Origin of the sequence: Bacteroides xylanisolvens, from assembly GCF_018289135.1 — a bacterium.
Lineage (GTDB): Bacteria > Bacteroidota > Bacteroidia > Bacteroidales > Bacteroidaceae > Bacteroides > Bacteroides xylanisolvens.
Window position 1 is genome coordinate 3,381,675 of sequence record NZ_CP072216.1, and the last position, 20,865, is coordinate 3,402,539.

Genomic DNA, 20,865 nt, shown 5'->3' on the forward strand with positions numbered 1-20,865 from the left:
ATTACTACAACAATAAAACCCCTCCTTTGGTTTGCAAATTTAATAAAAAATTAAATCTTCTCCTTGTGTTTTTCCATCTTTATTAATCATAGTTAAACAAAAACCGCCCCCTTTTACTTAAAAAAGGCGGCGGTTTTAACGTTTTAGTTGATTCTTTATGCCTAACAGATGATAAATACCGAATATTATAGTGAATATTCAATCAATTATCACCTATCATTTATACTTATTCTTCAGTTTGTTTAGCTTCAAAGTCCTTCATTAACTTATCTTGAACATCCGTCGGCACAAGCTCATAACTAGAGAATTTCATAATGAACGAAGCACGTCCACCCGTGAGAGAGCTAAGCGCCGTAGAATAAGATGACATTTCTTTCAAAGGTACTTTCGCAACCAGTTTCTCAAAACCTTTTTCACTACTCATACCCATAATCATGGCACGACGTCCCTGCAGATCTCCCATCACATCTCCCATCCTATCAGACGGAACGAACACTTCTACATCATAAATCGGTTCCAGAATTTTCGGACCGGCATTCTTGAAGGCTTCACTAAAGGCATTACGTCCGGCAAGCATAAAGGAGATTTCATTCGAATCTACCGGGTGCATCTTACCATCGTAAACAATAACGCGCACGTCACGAGCATACGAACCCGTCAACGGTCCTTGCTCCATACGAGACATAATACCTTTCATAATAGCAGGCAAGAAGCGGGCATCGATAGAACCACCGACGATACTGTTAACAAACACCAGTTTACCACCCCATTCCAATGGTATCTCTTCCGTACCTCTCACGGTAATCTTAAATTCCTGTCCATTGAACTTATACGTTTCAGGCACAGGCATACCTTCTTTATAAGGTTCTACGATCAGGTGAACTTCACCAAATTGACCGGCACCACCGGACTGTTTCTTATGACGATAGTCGGCACGGGCAGCCTTTGTAATCGTTTCACGATATGGAATCTTCGGTTCTTCATATTTTACCTGAAGTTTTTCGTTGTTTTCCAAACGCCATTTCAAGGTACGAAGATGGAATTCTCCCTGACCGTGTACCAAAGTCTGTTTCAGTTCTTTTGATTGCTCAATCACCCAGGTAGGATCTTCTTCGCGCATACGGTTCAGGATACTCATCATCTTTTCCACATCCGCTTCATTCACCGGCTTAATGGCACGGGTATATTTAGAGTTCGGATATTTGATAAAATTGAATTTGTAGTCACAATCCTTACCGTTCAGCGTATTACCGGTTTTCACGTCTTTCAGTTTCACGGCAGCACCGATATCACCGGCCTGCAATTCTTCCACCTTGACACGGTTACCACCGGCTACCACATAGATTTGCGCGATACGTTCCTTCGAACCACGGTCGGCATTCAGCAAATCGTCTCCCTCATGAACTTTACCGCTCATTACTTTAAAATAGGAAACTTCACCGATATGCGGTTCCACACTTGTCTTGAAGAAATAAAGAGATTCCGGTCCATTGGAGTCCGGAGCCACTTCTTTACCTTCCGTATTCTGTACCTTCGGCATTTCAGATACAAAAGGAACAACGTTACCCAAGAATTCCATCAAACGGCGAACGCCCATATCTTTACCTCCACAGACGCAAAATACAGGGAACATACCTCTGGCGATCAATCCCTTACGGATGCCTTCACGCATTTCGTCTTCTGACAGGGAATCTTGCTCGAAGAATTTCTCCATCAGATTTTCATCATTCTCGGCAGCAGCTTCTACCAATGCTTTGTGCATCTCCATAGCCTTATCCATTTCTTCTGCCGGAATATCTTCGATTGTCGGAGCCCCTCCTTCGGGTTTCCACGAGTATTTCTTCATCAACAATACGTCGATCAGCGCATTAAAGCCCGGACCGGTAGCTATCGGATATTGGATAGGAACAACCTTAGAGCCGTATGCCTCTTTCAGCTGTTCGAGGATATTATCATAATCGCATTTTTCATTATCAAGCTGGTTGACTAGAAAAATAACAGGTTTATTCAGCTTTTCTGTATAACGGAAGTGATTTTGTGTACCGACTTCGACGCCGTATTGGCCATTGAGAAGGATAATTGCTGTGTCGGTCACATTTAGTGCAGTCACTGTGCTGCCTACGAAGTCGTCCGATCCCGGACAGTCAATAATATTAAGTTTTTTGTTATTCCATTCTACATGGAGAACGGTGGAGAAAACGGAGTAACCATACTCTTGTTCAACAGGAAAATAATCGCTAACTGTGTTTTTTGCGGCAACAGATCCGCGACGTTTTATAACACCACTCTCGAAAAGCATCGCTTCCACGAGAGTGGTTTTCCCAGAGCCAGAACTTCCCAACAAGGCAATGTTCTTGATTTCATTAGTCTGATATACTTTCATAATATATAAGATTTTAGTAATTACTCAGTATGTTTCTCACATACCATTAATTTTGTGATGCGCAAATTAGGGATTAATTGGGGGAAAAGCAACACTTATGGCAGTGTTACTAAACAATGTTATGTAACACATCTTTAACATGAACATTTTCGAAACGGGTTAAAAATTATTTTCGCATGGCTATAAACTAATTTCATAGTTGCAACGAGTAATCCGGCACGATGTTATTTTTAGTTGTTTTCCTTTCATACAATAGTTTCCCCGTTGCCTAATCAGTTTTCGTTTGACTTAAGTCAAGCGATAGTTTAACTTAAGTCATTCTATCGTTTGACTTAAGTCAAACGAAAACCCGGCTACAAGTTCGAATCTTATTTATAAAAGAAAAGATCTTAAATTCAGCATTGCAGGAAATTATCTTCTACTAATCGATGGGAGAATTATCTATTTAGCGTATTCCCGCCCCACTATAAATAATTTCCGTCAACTGCTTTTTTGATATATCTAATAATAGTCTTACTTTTACACCCACAAACCCAAACAGCATAGCTATGGCAGGTATCTATCTTCATATTCCTTTTTGCAAAACGCGCTGCATCTACTGCGACTTCTACTCAACCACTCGCAGCGAACTCAAAACCCGTTATGTACAGGCTCTCTGCCGGGAGTTGACGATGCGTAAAGAATACCTGAAAGGAGAAGATATAGAAACTATTTATTTCGGTGGCGGAACCCCGTCTCAACTGGAAAAAGAGGATTTTGAACAAATATTTGATACCATCCGCGAGCACTACGGATTGAATCATTGTCAGGAAATCACTCTGGAAGCTAATCCGGATGATTTATCGCAGGAATATCTGGAAATGCTTTCCTCACTTCCTTTCAACCGCCTCAGCATGGGAATACAGACTTTTGATGACGCTACGCTCAAACTATTGAGACGCCGCCACAATGCCCGTACAGCCATCGAAGCAATTGACAGATGCCGAAAAGCCGGTTTCCAGAACATCAGTATCGACCTAATTTACGGATTGCCCGGAGAAACAAAAGAACGATGGGAAAACGATCTCCGTCAAGCTATCAGTCTGAATGTAGAACATATCTCCGCCTATCACTTGATTTATGAGGAAGATACACCTATATATAATATGTTAAAACAGCACCAAATATCCGAGGTAGACGAAGACTCCAGTTTAGAATTTTTCACATTACTGATAGAGCATTTGCAGAAAGCAGGATTTGAACACTATGAAATTTCCAATTTCTGCCGCCCCGGAAAATATTCCCGCCACAACACTTCCTATTGGAAAGGAATAGCTTATCTGGGATGCGGACCATCGGCACATTCTTTTGACGGAATGACACGGGAATGGAATGTGTCTTCAATCGACACCTATATAAAAGGTATAGAAGAAGACTGCCGTGCTTTCGAGACAGAGTATCTGGACCCAACGACCCGCTACAACGAATTTATTATCACTACCATACGTACCGTATGGGGAACACCTATAGAGAAACTGAAACAGATGTTCGGCAATGAAATGTGGGAGTATTGTCAAAAAATGGCTGCACCTTATCTGAAAAATGGTAAACTGGAGGAATACAACGGGGCTTTGCGCCTGACGCGTGAAGGGATTTTTATTTCCGACAGTATAATGAGTGATTTACTTTGGGTAGACTAACCAAACAAACAAAAAGCCGATGACCGAATCAGAAGTAAGAAAGTTATTGCGGCAAATGAAAGAACTGGATTCGCAAACTGCTTTCCGGGACTTTTACAACATGACTTACGACCGTCTCTTTCGTATTGCCTATTATTATGTGAAACAGGAAGAATGGTCGCAGGAAATCGTTCTCGATGTATTCCTGAAACTATGGAAGCAACGCAGCAATTTGCTTGATGTGAGAAACATTGAAGATTATTGTTTCATTCTCGTCAAAAATGCTTCGCTCAATTATCTGGAAAAAGAATCAAGACATACGCTTATTCATCCCGATTCTCTGCCGGAGCCTCAAGAACAAAGCTATTCACCGGAAGAATCGCTCATCAGTGAAGAACTGTTCGCTCTTTACGTAAAAGCACTCGACCGGCTTCCGGATCGTTGCAGGGAAGTGTTCATCCGCATCCGTGAAGAAAAACAGAGTTACGCACAAGTAGCAGAAGAATTAGGCATCAGCATGAATACAGTGGACGCACAACTTCAGAAAGCAATCACACGTTTAAAAGAGATGATTAGCCGGGCCGAAATAGATTAACATTCTTTTAGACAAAGAGCGTAGGGAGTTTCTGTCCCCCTCCGGTCTTTATCAACAAATAAGTCAATCAATCACTAAAAAAGACAGAAAATGAAAAAGCTAAATGACGCAAACATGGGAATCTTTATCCTTCTTTCAGTTTGTCTGTGCCTGTTTTCATGCAACAATGACAACGACAACCTACCAAAGGACTATGCAGGATTTGAACATTCGAAGGAAACAGTAGAATGTGAAAGCGACAAATCCGAATGTGAGTTGAAAATTAAAATTGTTGCAACAGAAAAAACAAAAGAAGACCGGACGGTAGTACTTGCCACACCCCCTCCGGTAGTAGGACAAGCAGCAGTGGTACAGCTAACAGAAAAAAAAGTAATCATCAAAGCGGGTAAGAAGTCAGCAACAACTGTCATAAAAATCTATCCTAAACAGATGATATTGAAGAAGCAGAATGTCACTTTATCCTGCACTCCCCAGTGGAAAGAAGGAGGAATCAGCAAACTGACCATTCTGTTGAAACGAAAATAATAGATCAAGAGCAATACAGAAAAAAGATGAAATACACCGATACGGAATTAGAAGAAATACTGAACAAGCTCGTCGCTTCCACACGTTCACCGCGAGGACGGTTTTCAGCAACAGCCAGTTACCCGGAACTAGAGAAAAGACTGAAGTCACATACCCGGCGTCTGACACTGATACGTACTTTCTCGGCAGCGGCGGCAGTAGCTCTACTTTGCCTATCGGTATGGACAGCCTATTTATATATGCAACCGGTCACGATACAAACGGTTTCCACCTTGGCAGAGACACGCACAGTCTGTCTTCCTGATGGCAGCACCGTCACTCTCAACCATTATTCTTCACTTTCTTATCCTGAAAAGTTCAAATCGGACAAGCGGGAAGTGAAACTAAATGGGGAGGCTTATTTTGAAGTAAACAAGAACAAAAAACATCCGTTTATCGTGCAGACTGAAACGATTGACGTTCAGGTGTTGGGAACTCACTTCAACGTAGATGCCTATCAGAACAATCCGGATGTAAAGACAACGTTATTGACAGGTTCGGTAGCAGTCAGCAATAAAAGCAAGTCAGTTCGTGTGATTTTGAAACCGAATGAGATTGCTATATATAATAAGGTGGAAGAAAAGCTCACCCGCAAGGTTTTAGAAAACGTAGAAGATGAAATTTCCTGGCGGCAGGGAGAGTTTATATTCGACGACCTACCTTTGCAGGAGATTGCCCGCGAACTATCCAATTCATTCGGAGCAACGATTCACATAGCCGACACGGCTTTGCAAAATTACCGAATCACAGCACGCTTCCGCAATGGAGAAGACCTGACAACTATTTTATCTGTATTACATAATGCCGGTTATTTCGACTACTCACAAAACAATAAACAGATTATTATCACTGCTAAACCAGACTAAGATGAATATTATATTCCAAGATCGCTTCCCTGTCAGAACCATTGTTCTGATAGGGGTAGCACTCCTTATCACCACACAAATATACGCGCAAAATGCGGACGCCCGACTTTCGCTGACACTACGAAACGCCACATTGAAAGAATTCGTCAAACGGATTGAGAATTCAACCGGATATTCTTTTATCTACAGTGAGGAAATTACCATAAAACATAAAATCAATTTGCAGGTAAAGGATAAGCCTTTGCGTGAGATACTTGACCTTGCGTTCAAAAATGAGCAGATCAGTTATCAGTTCACTGGCCGGCATATCCTCCTGCAAAAGAAAAAAGAATCAAAAACTGTAAGCCGCAAGTTCACTATCAGCGGATATGTCACTGATGGGACGTCTTCCGAGACGTTGATTGGAACCAACATCATTGAGAGTCATCAAAATCAAGGAACAACCACCAATCCTTACGGTTTTTACAGCATCACCCTACCCGAAGGAGAAACCGAACTGCGTTTCTCCTATCTGGGCTATGCCACAGAAGCGCATCATTTTACGCTCTCACAAGACACATTACTAAATATCCGCATGCAGGGTAACACGCAATTGCAGGAAGTAGTCATCGTTTCCGACAAAACCGAGACAGGAACTATAGCCACCCAGATGGGATCTATCGAGATTCCAATGACGCAAATAAAAAATACTCCGAGCATACTGGGAGAGGCAGATGTAATGAAAGCCATCCAACTGATGCCCGGCGTACAGGCAGGAGTAGATGGATCTGCCGGACTGTATATACGTGGTGGAAGCCCGGATCAAAATCTAATCTTACTTGACGGGATTCCTGTATATAACGTAGACCATATGTTCGGATTCTTTTCGGTTTTTACTCCGGAAGCCGTCAAAAAAGTAACACTATTCAAAAGTTCTTTTCCGGCACGTTTCGGCGGACGTCTTTCTTCTGTCATCGACGTCCGTACCAATGACGGAGATATGCAGAAATACCACGGCACACTTAGTATCGGACTACTAACTAGCAAAATCAACCTGGAAGGTCCGATTGTGAAAGGGAAAACGTCTTTCAATATTTCCGCCAGACGTTCGTATCTCGACCTCATCGCTAAACCATTCATGCCGGATGACGAGGAATACAGTTATTATTTTTATGACATCAATGCCAAAATCAATCATAAATTCTCCGACCGGAGCCGCGTCTATCTATCTGCCTACAATGGAAAGGATCATTTTGCTGCCAATTATGATGGAAATACAGATTTCAAAGACGGAAGCAAAATGAATTGGGGAAACACGATTCTTTCTGCCAGATGGAACTATGTATTCAACAACCGTTTATTCTGCAATACGACAGTCTCCTACAGCAACTATTTATTCGACATCAACTCATATACCAACAATCAATATCTCGGCAGTAGCGGTACATCATTTACCAACCGGTATTCAGCCGATTACCGTTCGGGAATCAATGATTGGAATTACCAGATCGACTTCGATTATAATCCATCTCCCAAACACCACCTCAAATTTGGAACAGGATATATCTATCATCGTTTCCGCCCGGAAGTTATGACCTCTAAAATCTCCAATAAGACAGGAGATAAAATAGACCTGGACACAACCTACCACAGCATAGCCAACAACCGGATTTACGGACATGAGTTATCCGCTTACCTGGAAGACAACATCAAGATGAATGATCGTCTGCGCCTGAATCTCGGACTGCATTTCTCATTGTTTCATGTGCAAAAACAAAGTTACTTTTCCTTGCAACCACGTGTTTCCGCACGCTATCAATTGGGAAAAGATGTAACCCTGAAAGCATCTTATACCCAAATGAGCCAATATGTACATTTACTATCGTCAATGCCCATTGCCATGCCTACGGATTTATGGGTTCCGGTCACTAAAAAGATCAAGCCGATGCGCTCCCACCAATATTCATTGGGCGGATACTATACGGGAATCAAAGGATGGGAATTCTCGGTAGAAGGATATTATAAGGATATGTATAATGTGCTGGAATATAAGGAAGGCGTCAGTTTCTTCGGTTCTTCCTCCGGTTGGGAAAACAAAGTGGAAATGGGCAAAGGACGTTCGGCCGGCATTGAGTTTATGGCACAGAAAACCCTTGGAAGAACAACAGGATGGTTGTCCTACACTTTATCCAAAAGTGATCGTCAGTTTGCCAAAGGCGGTATCAACAACGGTGAACGGTTCCCATATAAATATGACCGAAGACACAATATCAACCTGACAATCAACCATAAGTTCAGCGACCGTATCGACATCGGTGCTTCCTGGGTGTTCTATACAGGTGGAACAAGTACAATCCCTGAAGAGAAAACCGCTGTCATCCGTCCTAGTGACGGCACAAACAACGGATTTGGAGGAGGATATGGATATGGAGGTTATTTTGATTCAAACATAACTTCACCCACCATCGGAGAAGCTTCATATGTGGAGCATCGTAATAATTACCGGTTACCAGCCAGTCACCGGTTGAATGTGGGAGTCAATTTCAACAAAAAGACCAAACATGGTATGCGTACCTGGAATATCAGTCTGTATAATGCATATAATGCGATGAATCCTACCTTTGTATATCGCAGCACCAGCAAAAACGATCCCAACAAACCGATTATCAAGAAGTATACTATACTTCCATTAATTCCATCATTCACTTACACTTATAAATTCTAAACCCATTATGAGAACTCGTATATGTTATCCATTTATCCTGTTAATAGCATTGCTGACAACAGTTTCTTGCGAAAACGAACTCCCTTTTAGTGTAAAGGACAATCCCCCCAAACTAGTGATGAACGCACTAATCAACGCAGACAGTCTGACCAACGTTCTCTATCTCAATTTCACGGGAAGAGGATACGCCACTCATGTAGAAAATGCCACGGTGGAAGTACGCGTTAACGGACAGTTATCAGAAAGTTTACGTCCGCTCCCACCCCAAACGGAAGGAGATATGCAATGCCGCTTCCATATTTCCAGCAAATTTACTCCCGGAGATGTAGTTCGTATTGACGCCCTCACAGACGACGGACAATATCACGCATGGGCTGAAGTGACCGTACCACAGCGTCCACATGAAATAGCTGATATCGATACGGTCACCATTCCAATGACAAAGTATTATTATACGCAGAATTTTCTCCGATACAAAATCAATATCAAAGATCGATCCAACGAAGATAATTACTACCGGCTTATCATGGATAAGCAAATGACAGTGAAAGACTATAATGAAGAAACAGGAGAATTTGTCAGCCGGACAATACATCGCTATCATTTTATATCCCGCGAGGATATTGTGCTGACAGACGGACAGCCCACCAACAGCGATGACGAAGACAACGGCATGTTCGACACCGTAAAGAATATATATGGTGTATTCGACGACTCACGATTCAAAAATACATCTTACACAATGACGGTTTACAACCAGACAGATATTGACGGATTTCCTGAATACGGCACCAATGTAAAGATGGATATTATTGTACGTCTTTTAAGCATCACGGAAACAGAATACTACTATCTGAAAGCACTTAACCTGGTAGATTCCGACGCTTACGATGAAACAATAAATGAACCAATCAAGTACCCCAGCAATGTACATGGAGGAATTGGGATGATTGGAATCAGTACGGAGACAAGTAAGATCATTCATATAGAAAAACCACAACGATGAAAACAAATCATAAATTATGGATAGCAGACTGCGATAAACCGTAGTTTTGAAGATTCACCGTCTGTCAATGCCGCTTGCGTGGATGATATAGTCGAATGTCTGTCAATAGCCATGAAAGAAATCGTGGAAGAGATTAGCCAAGATTTACATTTAATACTATCTTTGCAGCCAAAAAGCAGGCACTAACTATGTTTATCATTATTGGAATTATGCTGACAGGCATGCTTCTTGGCTACTTGTTACGCAGTAAAAGACTATCATGGATACACAAGATAATCACTCTCCTTATATGGATTCTTCTCTTTCTTCTCGGAATAGATGTAGGGGGTAATGAATCTATCATCAAAGGATTACACACTCTTGGACTGGAAGCTGTTGTCATCACGGTAGCTGCAGTCATAGGAAGTACTTTATGTGCATGGGGCTTGTGGTACCTATTATATAGTAAAGGAAAGGAGACAAAAGCATGAAAGGTAGTTTGATTATTGTCTCTTTTTTCATTATCGGCACTCTTTGTGGAGTTTACCATCTTATCCCATACGACTTCACCGACAGTAAACTTAGTTACTATGCCCTCTGCGGACTCATGTTCTGCGTAGGTATCAGCATCGGTAACGATCCGAACACCCTGAAGAGTTTTCGGTCCCTGAATCCCCGGCTTGTATTCCTTCCTATCATGACGATACTCGGCACATTAGCAGGCTGCGCCATAGCGGGAGCTTTTATGAGCCAGCGAAGTCCTTTAGACTGTATGGCAGTTGGAGCCGGATTTGGTTATTACTCGCTCTCCAGCATATTTATCACCGAATATAAAGGTCCCGAATTGGGAACTATCGCATTACTTTCCAATATCATGCGTGAAATTATCGCTTTGCTGTGTGCACCCTTATTAGTGAAATATTTTGGAAAGCTAGCTCCTATTTCTGTTGGTGGAGCCACAACGATGGATACCACTCTTCCTATCATTACCCGATATTCGGGAAAGGAATTTGTAATCATTTCCATCTTCCATGGCTTTGTTGTCGATTTCAGCGTTCCGTTCCTAGTCACATTCCTTTGCTCAATATCATTTTAACAGCAATAAATCCTAAAATAGAGAAATACTCTACTATCGTTTTCGCACACGTATTACAAAAATGTTTCATAAAAAGGTATTTTTATATCAAAAAGCAGATCATCTCTTGACTTACATCAAGAAATCAGCCTAAAAAGAATCTTTTCCTTTTCTTTATTTTTATGCTATAAAACATATTCTTATATTTGCATAGGTAAAAAGAAAAAACTAAGCGCTTAGACAGTATTTTCAATAGGTATTAGATTTGTTTTTAGGAATAGTTTTTAGGTATAACAATTAAAAAAGTAGGTATTATGAAACGTTTAGGATTAACATTAGTGGCAGCGCTCTGCCTTGCTGCTTCAACATTTGCAGCCGGAAATCAGCCTACAACTGCAAAATGGGAAGGTAACATCAATGTAAGTAAACTAGGCAAATATTTAAAGTTAAACTCCGATCAGAGTGAAGAAGTAGCCAATATTTGCGATTATTTCTCCACACAGATGTCAAGAGCCACAACAGCGAAGAAAGATAAAGAAGCAAAATTGCGCAACGCTGTTTATGGTAACTTGAAACTGATGAGAAAGACTCTTAGTGCTGAACAGTACGCCAAGTATGCAGCTTTGATGAATATCACTTTACAGAATAAAGGTATTGAACTGAATAAGTAAAATGATTAATATGTAAAAGAGAGAGAGGGTGGAAGCCGGTTGGCTTCCACTTTTTTTATACTATTATTTAATAGTTACCATCGTAGCCCCAAACCCATATTCCTGGAAAGAAGCATCCTGATAACGGCAATTACTATATTTCCGTTTCAATTCATCAATGACAGCCTTTCGAAGTACCCCATCTCCCTTGCCGTGAATAAAGACAATCTTCTGTTCACGCTTATTCTTATAAGTTTCCATCACTTCGCGAAACTTATCCAATTGATAATTCAGTATTTCAGCATTGCCCATCCCTTGAGTATCATCCAGCAAAGAATCGATATGAAGATCTATTTCAATAATTCCGCTCTTTCCGCCATGAGTAGTATGGTTTGGTTTCACAATAGGTTGTGACTTCGGTTTATCTACAGATTTCTTCTGCAGCAGAGCCTCTTGAATCTCCTCCGCCGAAACATATACTTGTTTGGCAGGCATATCATCTTTCACAATGTCATAAATCAAAGCCGGTTCTTCAAAGAAATCAGAATCGCTAAAGGTATGAAGTTTATAGAACTTCACGGTATCGATCCGTATCTCCACACTAACAGCCGGTTTGATAGCCGCAGGCTTACCGTCCTTGAAGGCGATCAACTGAACAGCCACCCGCTCCATATCATTCAGTACATCTTTGGTGAACTCTTCCAACAGCAATTTTGTATTAGGCTCCACCAAACCGTGCGAACGGTTCTTCCATGCTTTTCCTTCTGCACTCAAATAAGTGTAATACAAATAATAATTGCTATCATTTACCAGATAAGTTTCAAAAGGAGTAGTCATCATCGCTTTTGCGTCTTCGGGCACATAAGCCAGAAATACATTCAAAGTATCTCCTCCACGCACCTCCGGCTGACGTTGAATAACAGGCATCTCCGGTTTTACCGGTTTAACAGGTTCTTCCGGTTTCGGCACAGACGAACCGGGTTTACGCCTCATATTATAGTCATCTGTTTCAATCACGACACACTCGCGTATCGGCATCGGAATATCAAACCCATCTGCATCTTCTACCAACACAAAATCCTTTCCCTGGAATCCAGTTACGATTCCACCGCCTACCTCACTAAGAAAGCGTACTTTATCTCCTATTTTCATTATTGTATATCCAATTAAAATTCAAACTCAAAAAAACGAGTAACAAAGATAGAGATTTCTATGAAATTAAATGGAGATTCGGTTCTAAAAACAAACCGTCTGCCTTTATTCCCCTTTTTATTGTAACTTTGCTATTCAAAGATAATCAAATAAGAAATGATCATGAAACATTTAAAAATCAAAATCATGTCAATAGCCTTTATGGCAGTAGCAACTTCTTCTATGGCACAAAGTTTGAATAAAATGAATTGGCTGAACGAGCCTCAACAATGGGAAATAAAAGATGGCAAAACCTTAGTGATGGATGTTCCTGCAAAAACAGACTTTTGGAGGATTTCCCATTATGGGTTCACAGTGGACGACGGACCTTTCTATTATGCGACTTATGGTGGAGAATTTGAAGCCAAAGTAAAAATAACCGGCAACTATGTCACCACCTTTGACCAAATGGGATTAATGCTGCGCATCGACCATGAAAACTGGATAAAAGCAGGTGTGGAATACGTTGATGGCAAACAGGATGTAAGTGCCGTAGTTACGCATCGGACTAGTGACTGGAGTGTAGTACAATTGCCGGATGCTCCCCGCTCTATATGGATAAAAGCAGTCCGTCGCCTGGATGCAGTAGAAATATTTTTCTCACGTGATGATAAAGAATATATTATGATGCGCACGTGTTGGTTGCAAGATAATTGTCCTGTCATGGTAGGATTAATGGGAGCTTGTCCGGACGGGAAAGGGTTCACTGCTACATTCGAAGAGTTTAAAGTGACTCCATTAGCCGATCAAAGAAGACTGGAGTGGGCAAAAAGGCAAATGGACAAATAAAAATCAGTCCTGATGCTATTTATTTAAATAGTCGTCCCTTAAAAAGTACTCATCTGCGGGATATTGCAAGAAAACAGTGTCCCGCAGATTTTTTCAACAAGTAGCCAAAGAACCCTCATGGCTCTTTTGAAGTTGTACGCTGCTGCGGCTAAGAGCAGATTGACAACATCCCCGAACACACCTTTATAAAAGTTGCGTCCTAAACGAAAGTCTGATTTCAAATGCCCGATAGTCGGCTCTATTCCTGCACGCTTGCAGAATAGCTTATGTTTCTTCTTGCGTGTGTAATAACTGTCTTTCCTGTTTGGAACATCGGGTATCAGTATCCCGGTGCCGCCCACCTCTTTCTTTCCTCTGTACCCCCTGTCCCCGGCCAACTTCCTGATCTTCTTTCCGGTAATGCGTTCCACCTGCCTGAGGGATTCTTCAATGGTATGCCCGTCATATTCATTCCGGAAAGACTTGGCACCCAGTATGACACCGGTAATTGAGCGGACGATTGAAACCTTGTTGCCGAACTCGTATTTCTTATGTTCTTTCCCCTTGCTGATACACTGCACCTCCGGTTCATGCAGGGAATAGATTTTCCCGGGAGAATTGCGCTTCTGTGAAAGCACCCGCTCAAAGAGGTCGAGCAGGGAGTCGTAGCCGTGGTTTTCTTTCAGGTTGCGCCTCAGTTCCCTGACAAGCCTTCCCGCAATGGTGCGCAGCCGCTTGTCCGCTTTCAGGGCCTTGCCACGGTTCTTGGGGTGGTTACGGAAACGCTGGTCACGGTAGTTCTTCTTGAGGACAAAGGTATAGCTCTGGCGCAAAGGAAGCCCTAAGGATTTTACGACAGACAACACTTTGCGGACTATCTTTTTATGCAACTTCGCATCCGTGGGATAAGTCACGTTCTTTTCCTGTACCGTGGAATCGATGAAGGCCGTGCAGTGATGGTCCGGGCCGTCGTCCTCCTGATTGACGCGGATACTTTCTGACAGAATCAGTTCCATGCCATTTTCTCCGACACGCTTACGGAAGTGTACCAGTTCGCTTGCATTGCAGGGATAGGAAGGCGTGAATTCCAACATACCGCAAAAGTACTGGTAATAAGCATTCTCGCTCCATTGTTCAACAACCGATTCATCGGACAGGTTACGCACGTGCTTAAGAATCAGAAGTCCGCACATCAGGCGGATGGGTTTGGCCGGACGACCGTTGACGGCACAGTATAGCGGGGAGAAAGCTTCTTCAAAACGGCGCCAGTCTATCTTATTGGCAAGCAGGTATAAGGGATGCCTGGGATTCAGCTGGTCTGTCAAAGAGCTGAACAAGGAGGGCTGAGGGGGGGGCTTGTTTATCATAATAATCTGCAAGTTTTCAACCATAAAGATACAAAAACTTGCAGATATATCAAAGCAATTTATATATTAATATGTTGATTATTAGGCGTAAAAGCACATTCTAAGGGGCGACTAAATAGAGAGAAAGCTCTATTATAATATAAATGCGGTAGTATATCTTACTTTAAATGTTCTATTTTTAAGATGATGAGTATAAATTGCATTCATAGGTTTCCTCTTCCAGCAGTTCTGTTGTATAAAATAATGCAAGAATATACAGTTTCAGAGGAGTTTTTTATTCAAAAACAGTCAAAAGATACACTATAAATAAACTTATTGACAATCGTTTCTTTAAAAGGAATAACCAGTTCCTTTTAAAGGAACGACTTATTGATCGGTGAGAAACACTTTATTCCTTTAAAAGGAGCATATAAAACTTTATTTTAAGTGCTATCCCAGAGCTAACCTACACCTGAAACAGCCAACACTCCACATATCAATTTGAGACAAAATAAAGGCAAGTTCTATACATCTATTCTATAAAAGACACAGACTAAAACAAATTATTCCAAAACACAATCGATTTATTTCTTTTCTAAATTCGAAAACAGCAAATCCTTCTCATTTTCAACTCATGCCTAAATATATCCTGCATATATGGAATTATACAACGATAAAATATACGTTTTTTCATATATTATCGCCAAAACCGTATATACTTATCTTTCTCACGATCCAACGCACCTTCATCAACACAATCATCCAACCGGAACCATGAATGTTCTATCAATGAGCCTCTCTTTTTAACAGACTTATCCCAGTTTCCTATCACTTGTCCTTCATGAAGAACAATCGGATAAAACAGACCATTATTGGTAAATGCTTTCGAGTAATACTCTTTAGGCAAAACGTCTGTCCGGTCTTTATAACCAAGCAAATATTCATCATAAGAAGGAAGAAGATGCAAACTGCCGGTAACTTTTCCACGAGTCCGGCAATCTTCATGAATATACCATGTCTGTCCATTCCATTCTTCTGCCGTTAATTCCGAATCAATCAAATAAATAGCTTGACGTGCATCTGTAATAGGCAGCCCCGACCACCAGACAAAATCTTGCAAAACAGCAGGAGCATGACTACGAAAATAGCTTCTAGCCAAACGAGCCAAAGATTCATCTTTGGTCAATTCCGGCATCGGCGGAACACGCTCTTCCAAAAGCGCATACGTACATTTACTTCCTTTATCTTCCCCACTACATACAATCCCCACCTGCTCCGCACGAGCCATAAAGCGGGTCATACGATGATTATCCGCTACAATCCCCGAACGGTTAAAATGCTCGGCAATCTCCTGCCTCGTCAGGCTTTTCTTCCCACAAAGAATTTTCTCCAACAGATTATGACTTTTCGTATAGAGCTCTTCAGAAATTTCCAAGTCATGCCCCTTCGCATAAGACTCATTAGCAGATATAATACGCCCGGCGGAAAGTTTCAACATCCACCGGATATCTTCTGCTGCTACGAGATGCCATGTCGGACGCATTACATGAGTCCGCAGGATTTCACCATCACGGAGCGCTTTTTCCACAGTTTGAATCGTTGCTGACTTCAAACGCATTCCTACTGCCCATTTCACCATGGAATAATTCTGTGCCTGCATAGCTCCCATCCAGGACACAAGTTCCTTGGGTTGAAAGAAAAGAGGACTTAATAACTGTTGGTTGAGTAAACGTATATTCGGTATTTTCATCATACTTATTTATAAAAGAAAAAACAGTTGTTCTTTGATTAAATGACACGAGTAATGGAATGTAACAAAACAGAAGACAAGAAGTCTCTAATATAAATATGTTCTATCCCTTCATAAGTATTTTCAAACATTTTTTCTCCGGACACTACCACTTTCGGATAATTATCTTTAATCTTCAATAAATTCCCGAATTCTCTTTCAATAGTTTCCTGTTTAGAAAGTTCAAGAGAGACTTGCACATAGAGAATCTCTCCATTCCGTTTACAGACAAAATCTATTTCTTCCGTACCCAATGTCCCGATTTTTACATCATATCCACTATATACCAAATGATTATAAACCAAGTTCTCCAAACGCATCGCTCTGTCCTGTGGCTTGTACCCCGTAATCACATTACGAATCCCCATATTCTCAAAATAATACTTTTCCCCTCTTTCGAATAATTTCTTTCCGGCAATATCATACCTTCCTACCCTATGTACAATAAAAGCATCCGATAATGCCATCGCATACTCACTCACAACATAAGGAGAAATATCCACTTTCTGACTTTTCAGAAAATCACTAATACTCTTGCTGGAAAATAAGTTGCCAATGTTACCTGCCAAGAACGAAACTAGTTGTTCCAAAAAGACCGTATTCCTTATATTCTTTCTCTGAATCACATCTTTTAATATAATGGTAGAGTAAATGCTCCTCAAATACTCCATAACAACAGGTTCTTCCATCGGCAAATGTATCAGATAAGGCAATCCTCCATAATGAATATATTTCTCCAATGACGCATCCGTATTCTCCAGTTCATGGAAATCCAGAAATTCAATATACGACAAACTATAAACCACAAATTCAACATACCGACCTCCCAATTCATTCGCTAAATCACTGGAAAATATCTCTGAATTACTGCCTGTCACATATATATCATTATTATCATCCAATGCCAACGAACGGATAGCCAACCTGAAATCTTGTATTTCCTGTATTTCATCGACAAAAATATAGTTCATTCTATCATCTACCGATTTTGAAAGAATATAATCATTCAGTTCTTTATAAGTCTTTATATCTATGAAATTGACATCTTCCTTATTTATATAGATAATATTCGCATCACTCTCTTCTTTCCGTATCAACTCCATGAGTTGATACAAAATAAAGCTTTTACCGACACGACGATGACCGACCATCACTTTTACCAATGTTTTCCTCATGAAAGGTCTTATGCGGTCAACATAAGTGTTTCTTTGTTTAATTATGCGAGGTATTTTCATTCTACTTCTTTTTAAATACGATTGCAATACATCACAAATATAGCATTTATTTTAAATACAATTGTAATTTCTTGAGATTTTATCCTCTACTTCAAATACGATTGTAATTTTCCCATTCTAAATTTTCTATTGTTTTTCTGACTTTATAACTGCATATATACCAATTTATGTCTATTTTTGTCATCTCAAACCAAAGAAAATAGAAATGATGCTCTATAAACTCATCCCTCCTTCAGTAGTAACAGCAACTATCCAGTTGCCGGCTTCTAAAAGTATCAGTAATCGTGCATTAATCATCAATGCGCTGGGCAAAGGTATTTATCCTCCTGAAAACCTGTCCGATTGTGACGATACACAGGTGATGATAAAAGCTCTCACCGAAGGGAAAGAGACGATTGACATCATGGCTGCGGGCACTGCTATGCGTTTCCTTACCGCCTATTTAAGTGTGACTCCGGGGGAACGGACAATCACAGGAACAGCCCGTATGCAGCAACGCCCGATACAGATATTAGTCAATGCGCTTCGGGAATTAGGAGCTGAAATAGAGTATACCCGCAATGAAGGATATCCTCCCCTCCGCATCAAAGGTGCAGAATTGAAAGGAAACGAAATAACACTGAAAGGAAATGTCAGTTCCCAATATATATCTGCTCTATTGATGATAGGTCCGGCACTCAAAGACGGTTTGACTTTGCATTTAAGCGGTGAGATAATTTCCCGTCCTTATATCAATCTTACATTGCAACTGATGCAGGACTTTGGAGCCAAAGCTGCATGGACTTCTCCCAATAGCATTTCCGTTGCTCCACAACTCTATCAGAGCATTCCTTTCAAAGTGGAAAGTGACTGGAGCGCAGCTTCCTATTGGTATCAGATTGCTGCCTTATCTCCCAAAGCAGAAATTGAATTATTGGGGTTGTTTCCTAACAGTTATCAGGGAGATAGCCGGGGAGCAGAAGTTTTCTCACGCTTAGGTATAACTACCGAATTTACATCACAAGGTGTGAAACTAAAAAAAACAGGCAAAGCGCCGGAAAGACTGGAAGAAGACTTTGTCGACATTCCGGATTTGGCACAGACATTCGTTGTTACCTGTGCCTTGCTGAATATCCCTTTCCGTTTCACCGGATTACAAAGCCTGAAAATAAAAGAGACTGACCGTATTGCCGCCCTGCGAGCCGAGCTTAAAAAGCTGGGATATATGATCAAGGAAGAAAATGACAGTATATTAATGTGGAATGGCGAACGATGTGAACCGGAAGAAACTCCGGTGATTGAAACCTACGAAGACCATCGGATGGCAATGGCATTTGCACCGGCAATTATCCGCCATCCCAATTTACTTATTGCCAATCCGCAAGTCGTTACCAAATCATATCCCGGATACTGGGAAGATTTGAAACAGGCCGGATTTCAGGTTATAAACGAAGGCTAATTTTCATACGCTGTGGAAGATTTCAACAAATATACTTCCCACATCAACTACTCCCCTATTGTAGATTTTGTATTACAACAGGGGAAGCAGACCTATTATAAGAAAGGAGACTACTTTTCCCGCCAGGGAGAAGTATGCAAAACAATGGGGTTCGTCAGTTCCGGTTCTTTCCGGTACTGTTGCACCAACAGTGTAGGCGAAAACAGCATTGTAGGCTATACTTTCGATCATTCTTTTGTTGGCAACTATCCGGCTTTTCAGTTACAGGACAAATCAAATGTAGATATACAAGCCTTGTGTGACTGCTCGGTATACGTAATCAATTATCAGCAAATGGCAGACTTCTACGATACCAACGACGCTCACCAAAAATTGGGGCGTCGCATCGCAGAAACGTTATTGTGGGAAGTCTACGACCGGATGATTTCAATGTACAGCCTGACACCGGAAGAACGCTATCTTGAAATTATCAACCGTTGTCCCGACTTACTGAAACTGATAACTTTAAAAGAACTGGCTTCCTATCTTCTGATTCGTCCCGAAACATTAAGTCGTATCCGAAGAAAAGTCGTACAAAAATAAATTCTTGATTTCAATCAAGAGTTTATTTATTCCCTACCCTTACTTTTGCGGGCAAACAAAGTATATTGTATTTCATGAAAAAAATTATAATTATAGGTGCAACTTCCGGCATCGGTCGCGGATTGGCAGAAGTCTATTCTCAAGAAGATTATCTTATCGGCATTACCGGTCGCAGGGAAAATCTATTAGAAGAGGTATGCGCCCGGGACAAAGACAAACTATTCTATCAAGTGTGCGACATCACCGATACACAAGCTACCATTTCATCCCTCAAAACTCTCACTCAAAAGATGGGTGGAATGGATATATTGATTATCTGTGCCGGGACCGGAGAACTAAATCCCGAACTCTCCTACCAATTGGAAGAACCTACCTTACTAACGAACGTGATAGGATTCACCAACATCGCAGACTGGGGTTTCCGATATTTCGAACAGCAAAAAAGCGGGCATCTGGTTACTATTTCCTCTGTTGGAGGTACACGCGGCAGTGGCATCGCTCCCGCCTACAATGCGTCGAAAGCCTATCAAATCAACTATATGGAAGGATTACGACAAAAAGCAACTAAATCTCCTTATTCTATTTACACTACCGATATTCGTCCCGGATTTGTAGACACCGCTATGGCAAAAGGAGAAGGATTGTTTTGGGTTACTCCCGTTGATAAAGCTGTGAAACAAATTAAAAAGGCTATTTCTAAAAAGAAAAAAGTAGCTTTCATTTCCAAAAGATGGAGATATGTAACTATCCTGTTTCGTCTGTTGCCATCTGCTATTTATTGCCGGATGTAATGATAGATACTCCATAGCCAACACATATTTGTCTAAGTAAATCTAATAAAAAAACACCTGCCCCAACTGTTTATACAGATATTGGTATCTACCAAATTCTAGTTATGTATATAAGTCTGTACGGGAATCATATTAATGATAATAGCTAACTCACAAATAAACAGCTCTCTTACAATTGGAGGACACTTTTAGGGTTCAGTAATCAATGATGAAAAAATAAGTTCTTTCAGAACTAGGATGGTTTA

Annotated in this window: 18 protein-coding genes; 13 read left to right on the forward strand and 5 right to left on the reverse strand. The window is 41.0% G+C overall.

The features are described from left to right. Positions 1-226 precede the first annotated feature (226 nt). Positions 227-2,383, reverse strand: a complete 2,157-nt coding sequence (locus INE92_RS14475; RefSeq protein ID WP_004299324.1) for an elongation factor G — start codon at positions 2,381-2,383, stop codon at positions 227-229. 548 nt (positions 2,384-2,931) lie between these two features. On the opposite strand from INE92_RS14475, the gene hemW reads away from it, so the two are divergent. The 9 genes from hemW to INE92_RS14520 all read left to right on the forward strand — a co-directional run bounded on the left by hemW (position 2,932) and on the right by INE92_RS14520 (position 11,501). Beyond that, positions 2,932-4,062 (forward strand): radical SAM family heme chaperone HemW, encoded by a 1,131-nt coding sequence (gene hemW / locus INE92_RS14480; RefSeq protein WP_195436532.1) that lies wholly within the window; start codon positions 2,932-2,934, stop codon positions 4,060-4,062. A 19-nt stretch (positions 4,063-4,081) separates the two neighbouring features. Further along, entirely contained in the window at positions 4,082-4,636 is a 555-nt protein-coding gene (locus tag INE92_RS14485; RefSeq protein WP_004307962.1) for an RNA polymerase sigma-70 factor, read from the forward strand. A 90-nt stretch (positions 4,637-4,726) separates the two neighbouring features. Then, positions 4,727-5,161: a hypothetical protein gene (locus tag INE92_RS14490; protein ID WP_195436533.1), complete on the forward strand. Its 435-nt coding sequence runs from the start codon at positions 4,727-4,729 to the stop codon at positions 5,159-5,161. Positions 5,162-5,187: 26 nt separating this feature from the next. Beyond that, the gene (locus tag INE92_RS14495; RefSeq protein ID WP_151926677.1) at positions 5,188-6,066 is read left to right on the forward strand and encodes a FecR family protein; all 879 of its coding nucleotides are present in this window, start codon (positions 5,188-5,190) and stop codon (positions 6,064-6,066) included. 1 nt (position 6,067) lies between these two features. Further along, positions 6,068-8,770, forward strand: coding sequence for a TonB-dependent receptor (locus tag INE92_RS14500; protein ID WP_195436534.1), 2,703 nt, complete (start codon positions 6,068-6,070; stop codon positions 8,768-8,770). Between the two features lie 7 nt (positions 8,771-8,777). Further along, positions 8,778-9,776 carry a DUF4249 domain-containing protein gene (locus INE92_RS14505; protein ID WP_004307958.1) on the forward strand — a complete coding sequence of 333 codons (999 nt, stop codon included), beginning with the start codon at positions 8,778-8,780 and terminating at the stop codon, positions 9,774-9,776. Between the two features lie 188 nt (positions 9,777-9,964). Beyond that, positions 9,965-10,246, forward strand: coding sequence for a LysO family transporter (locus INE92_RS14510; protein WP_004321999.1), 282 nt, complete (start codon positions 9,965-9,967; stop codon positions 10,244-10,246). Continuing rightward, complete coding sequence (locus tag INE92_RS14515; RefSeq protein ID WP_004307956.1) at positions 10,243-10,851, forward strand: LysO family transporter; 609 nt, start codon at positions 10,243-10,245, stop codon at positions 10,849-10,851. The genes INE92_RS14510 and INE92_RS14515 overlap by 4 nt, the downstream gene beginning before the upstream one ends. A gap of 293 nt (positions 10,852-11,144) precedes the next feature. Next, positions 11,145-11,501: a hypothetical protein gene (locus tag INE92_RS14520; RefSeq protein WP_004316265.1), complete on the forward strand. Its 357-nt coding sequence runs from the start codon at positions 11,145-11,147 to the stop codon at positions 11,499-11,501. A gap of 63 nt (positions 11,502-11,564) precedes the next feature. Here the strand turns inward: INE92_RS14520 and INE92_RS14525 are convergent, their stop codons facing one another. After that, positions 11,565-12,632, reverse strand: coding sequence for a DUF2027 domain-containing protein (locus INE92_RS14525; RefSeq protein WP_004307954.1), 1,068 nt, complete (start codon positions 12,630-12,632; stop codon positions 11,565-11,567). A gap of 156 nt (positions 12,633-12,788) precedes the next feature. Here INE92_RS14525 and INE92_RS14530 point away from each other — a divergent pair, with 156 nt between their 5' ends. Next, on the forward strand, positions 12,789-13,460 hold the full coding sequence (locus INE92_RS14530; RefSeq protein WP_229097013.1) for a DUF1349 domain-containing protein: 672 nt from the start codon (positions 12,789-12,791) through the stop codon (positions 13,458-13,460). 38 nt (positions 13,461-13,498) lie between these two features. Here the strand turns inward: INE92_RS14530 and INE92_RS14535 are convergent, their stop codons facing one another. From INE92_RS14535 to INE92_RS14545, 3 genes are all read right to left on the reverse strand, one after another. Continuing rightward, on the reverse strand, positions 13,499-14,806 hold the full coding sequence (locus INE92_RS14535) for an IS5 family transposase (protein WP_211421170.1): 1,308 nt from the start codon (positions 14,804-14,806) through the stop codon (positions 13,499-13,501). A gap of 676 nt (positions 14,807-15,482) precedes the next feature. Next, on the reverse strand, positions 15,483-16,535 hold the full coding sequence (locus INE92_RS14540) for a winged helix DNA-binding domain-containing protein (RefSeq protein WP_074705900.1): 1,053 nt from the start codon (positions 16,533-16,535) through the stop codon (positions 15,483-15,485). Positions 16,536-16,573: 38 nt separating this feature from the next. Beyond that, entirely contained in the window at positions 16,574-17,809 is a 1,236-nt protein-coding gene (locus INE92_RS14545; RefSeq protein WP_004299291.1) for an ATP-binding protein, read from the reverse strand. A gap of 208 nt (positions 17,810-18,017) precedes the next feature. On the opposite strand from INE92_RS14545, the gene aroA reads away from it, so the two are divergent. From aroA to INE92_RS14560, 3 genes are all read left to right on the forward strand, one after another. Beyond that, positions 18,018-19,247, forward strand: coding sequence for a 3-phosphoshikimate 1-carboxyvinyltransferase (aroA, locus tag INE92_RS14550; protein WP_373259746.1), 1,230 nt, complete (start codon positions 18,018-18,020; stop codon positions 19,245-19,247). Between the two features lie 12 nt (positions 19,248-19,259). After that, positions 19,260-19,829: a Crp/Fnr family transcriptional regulator gene (locus INE92_RS14555; protein WP_004306591.1), complete on the forward strand. Its 570-nt coding sequence runs from the start codon at positions 19,260-19,262 to the stop codon at positions 19,827-19,829. A 74-nt stretch (positions 19,830-19,903) separates the two neighbouring features. Next, positions 19,904-20,620 (forward strand): SDR family NAD(P)-dependent oxidoreductase, encoded by a 717-nt coding sequence (locus INE92_RS14560; RefSeq protein WP_015531366.1) that lies wholly within the window; start codon positions 19,904-19,906, stop codon positions 20,618-20,620. Positions 20,621-20,865: the final 245 nt, after the last annotated feature.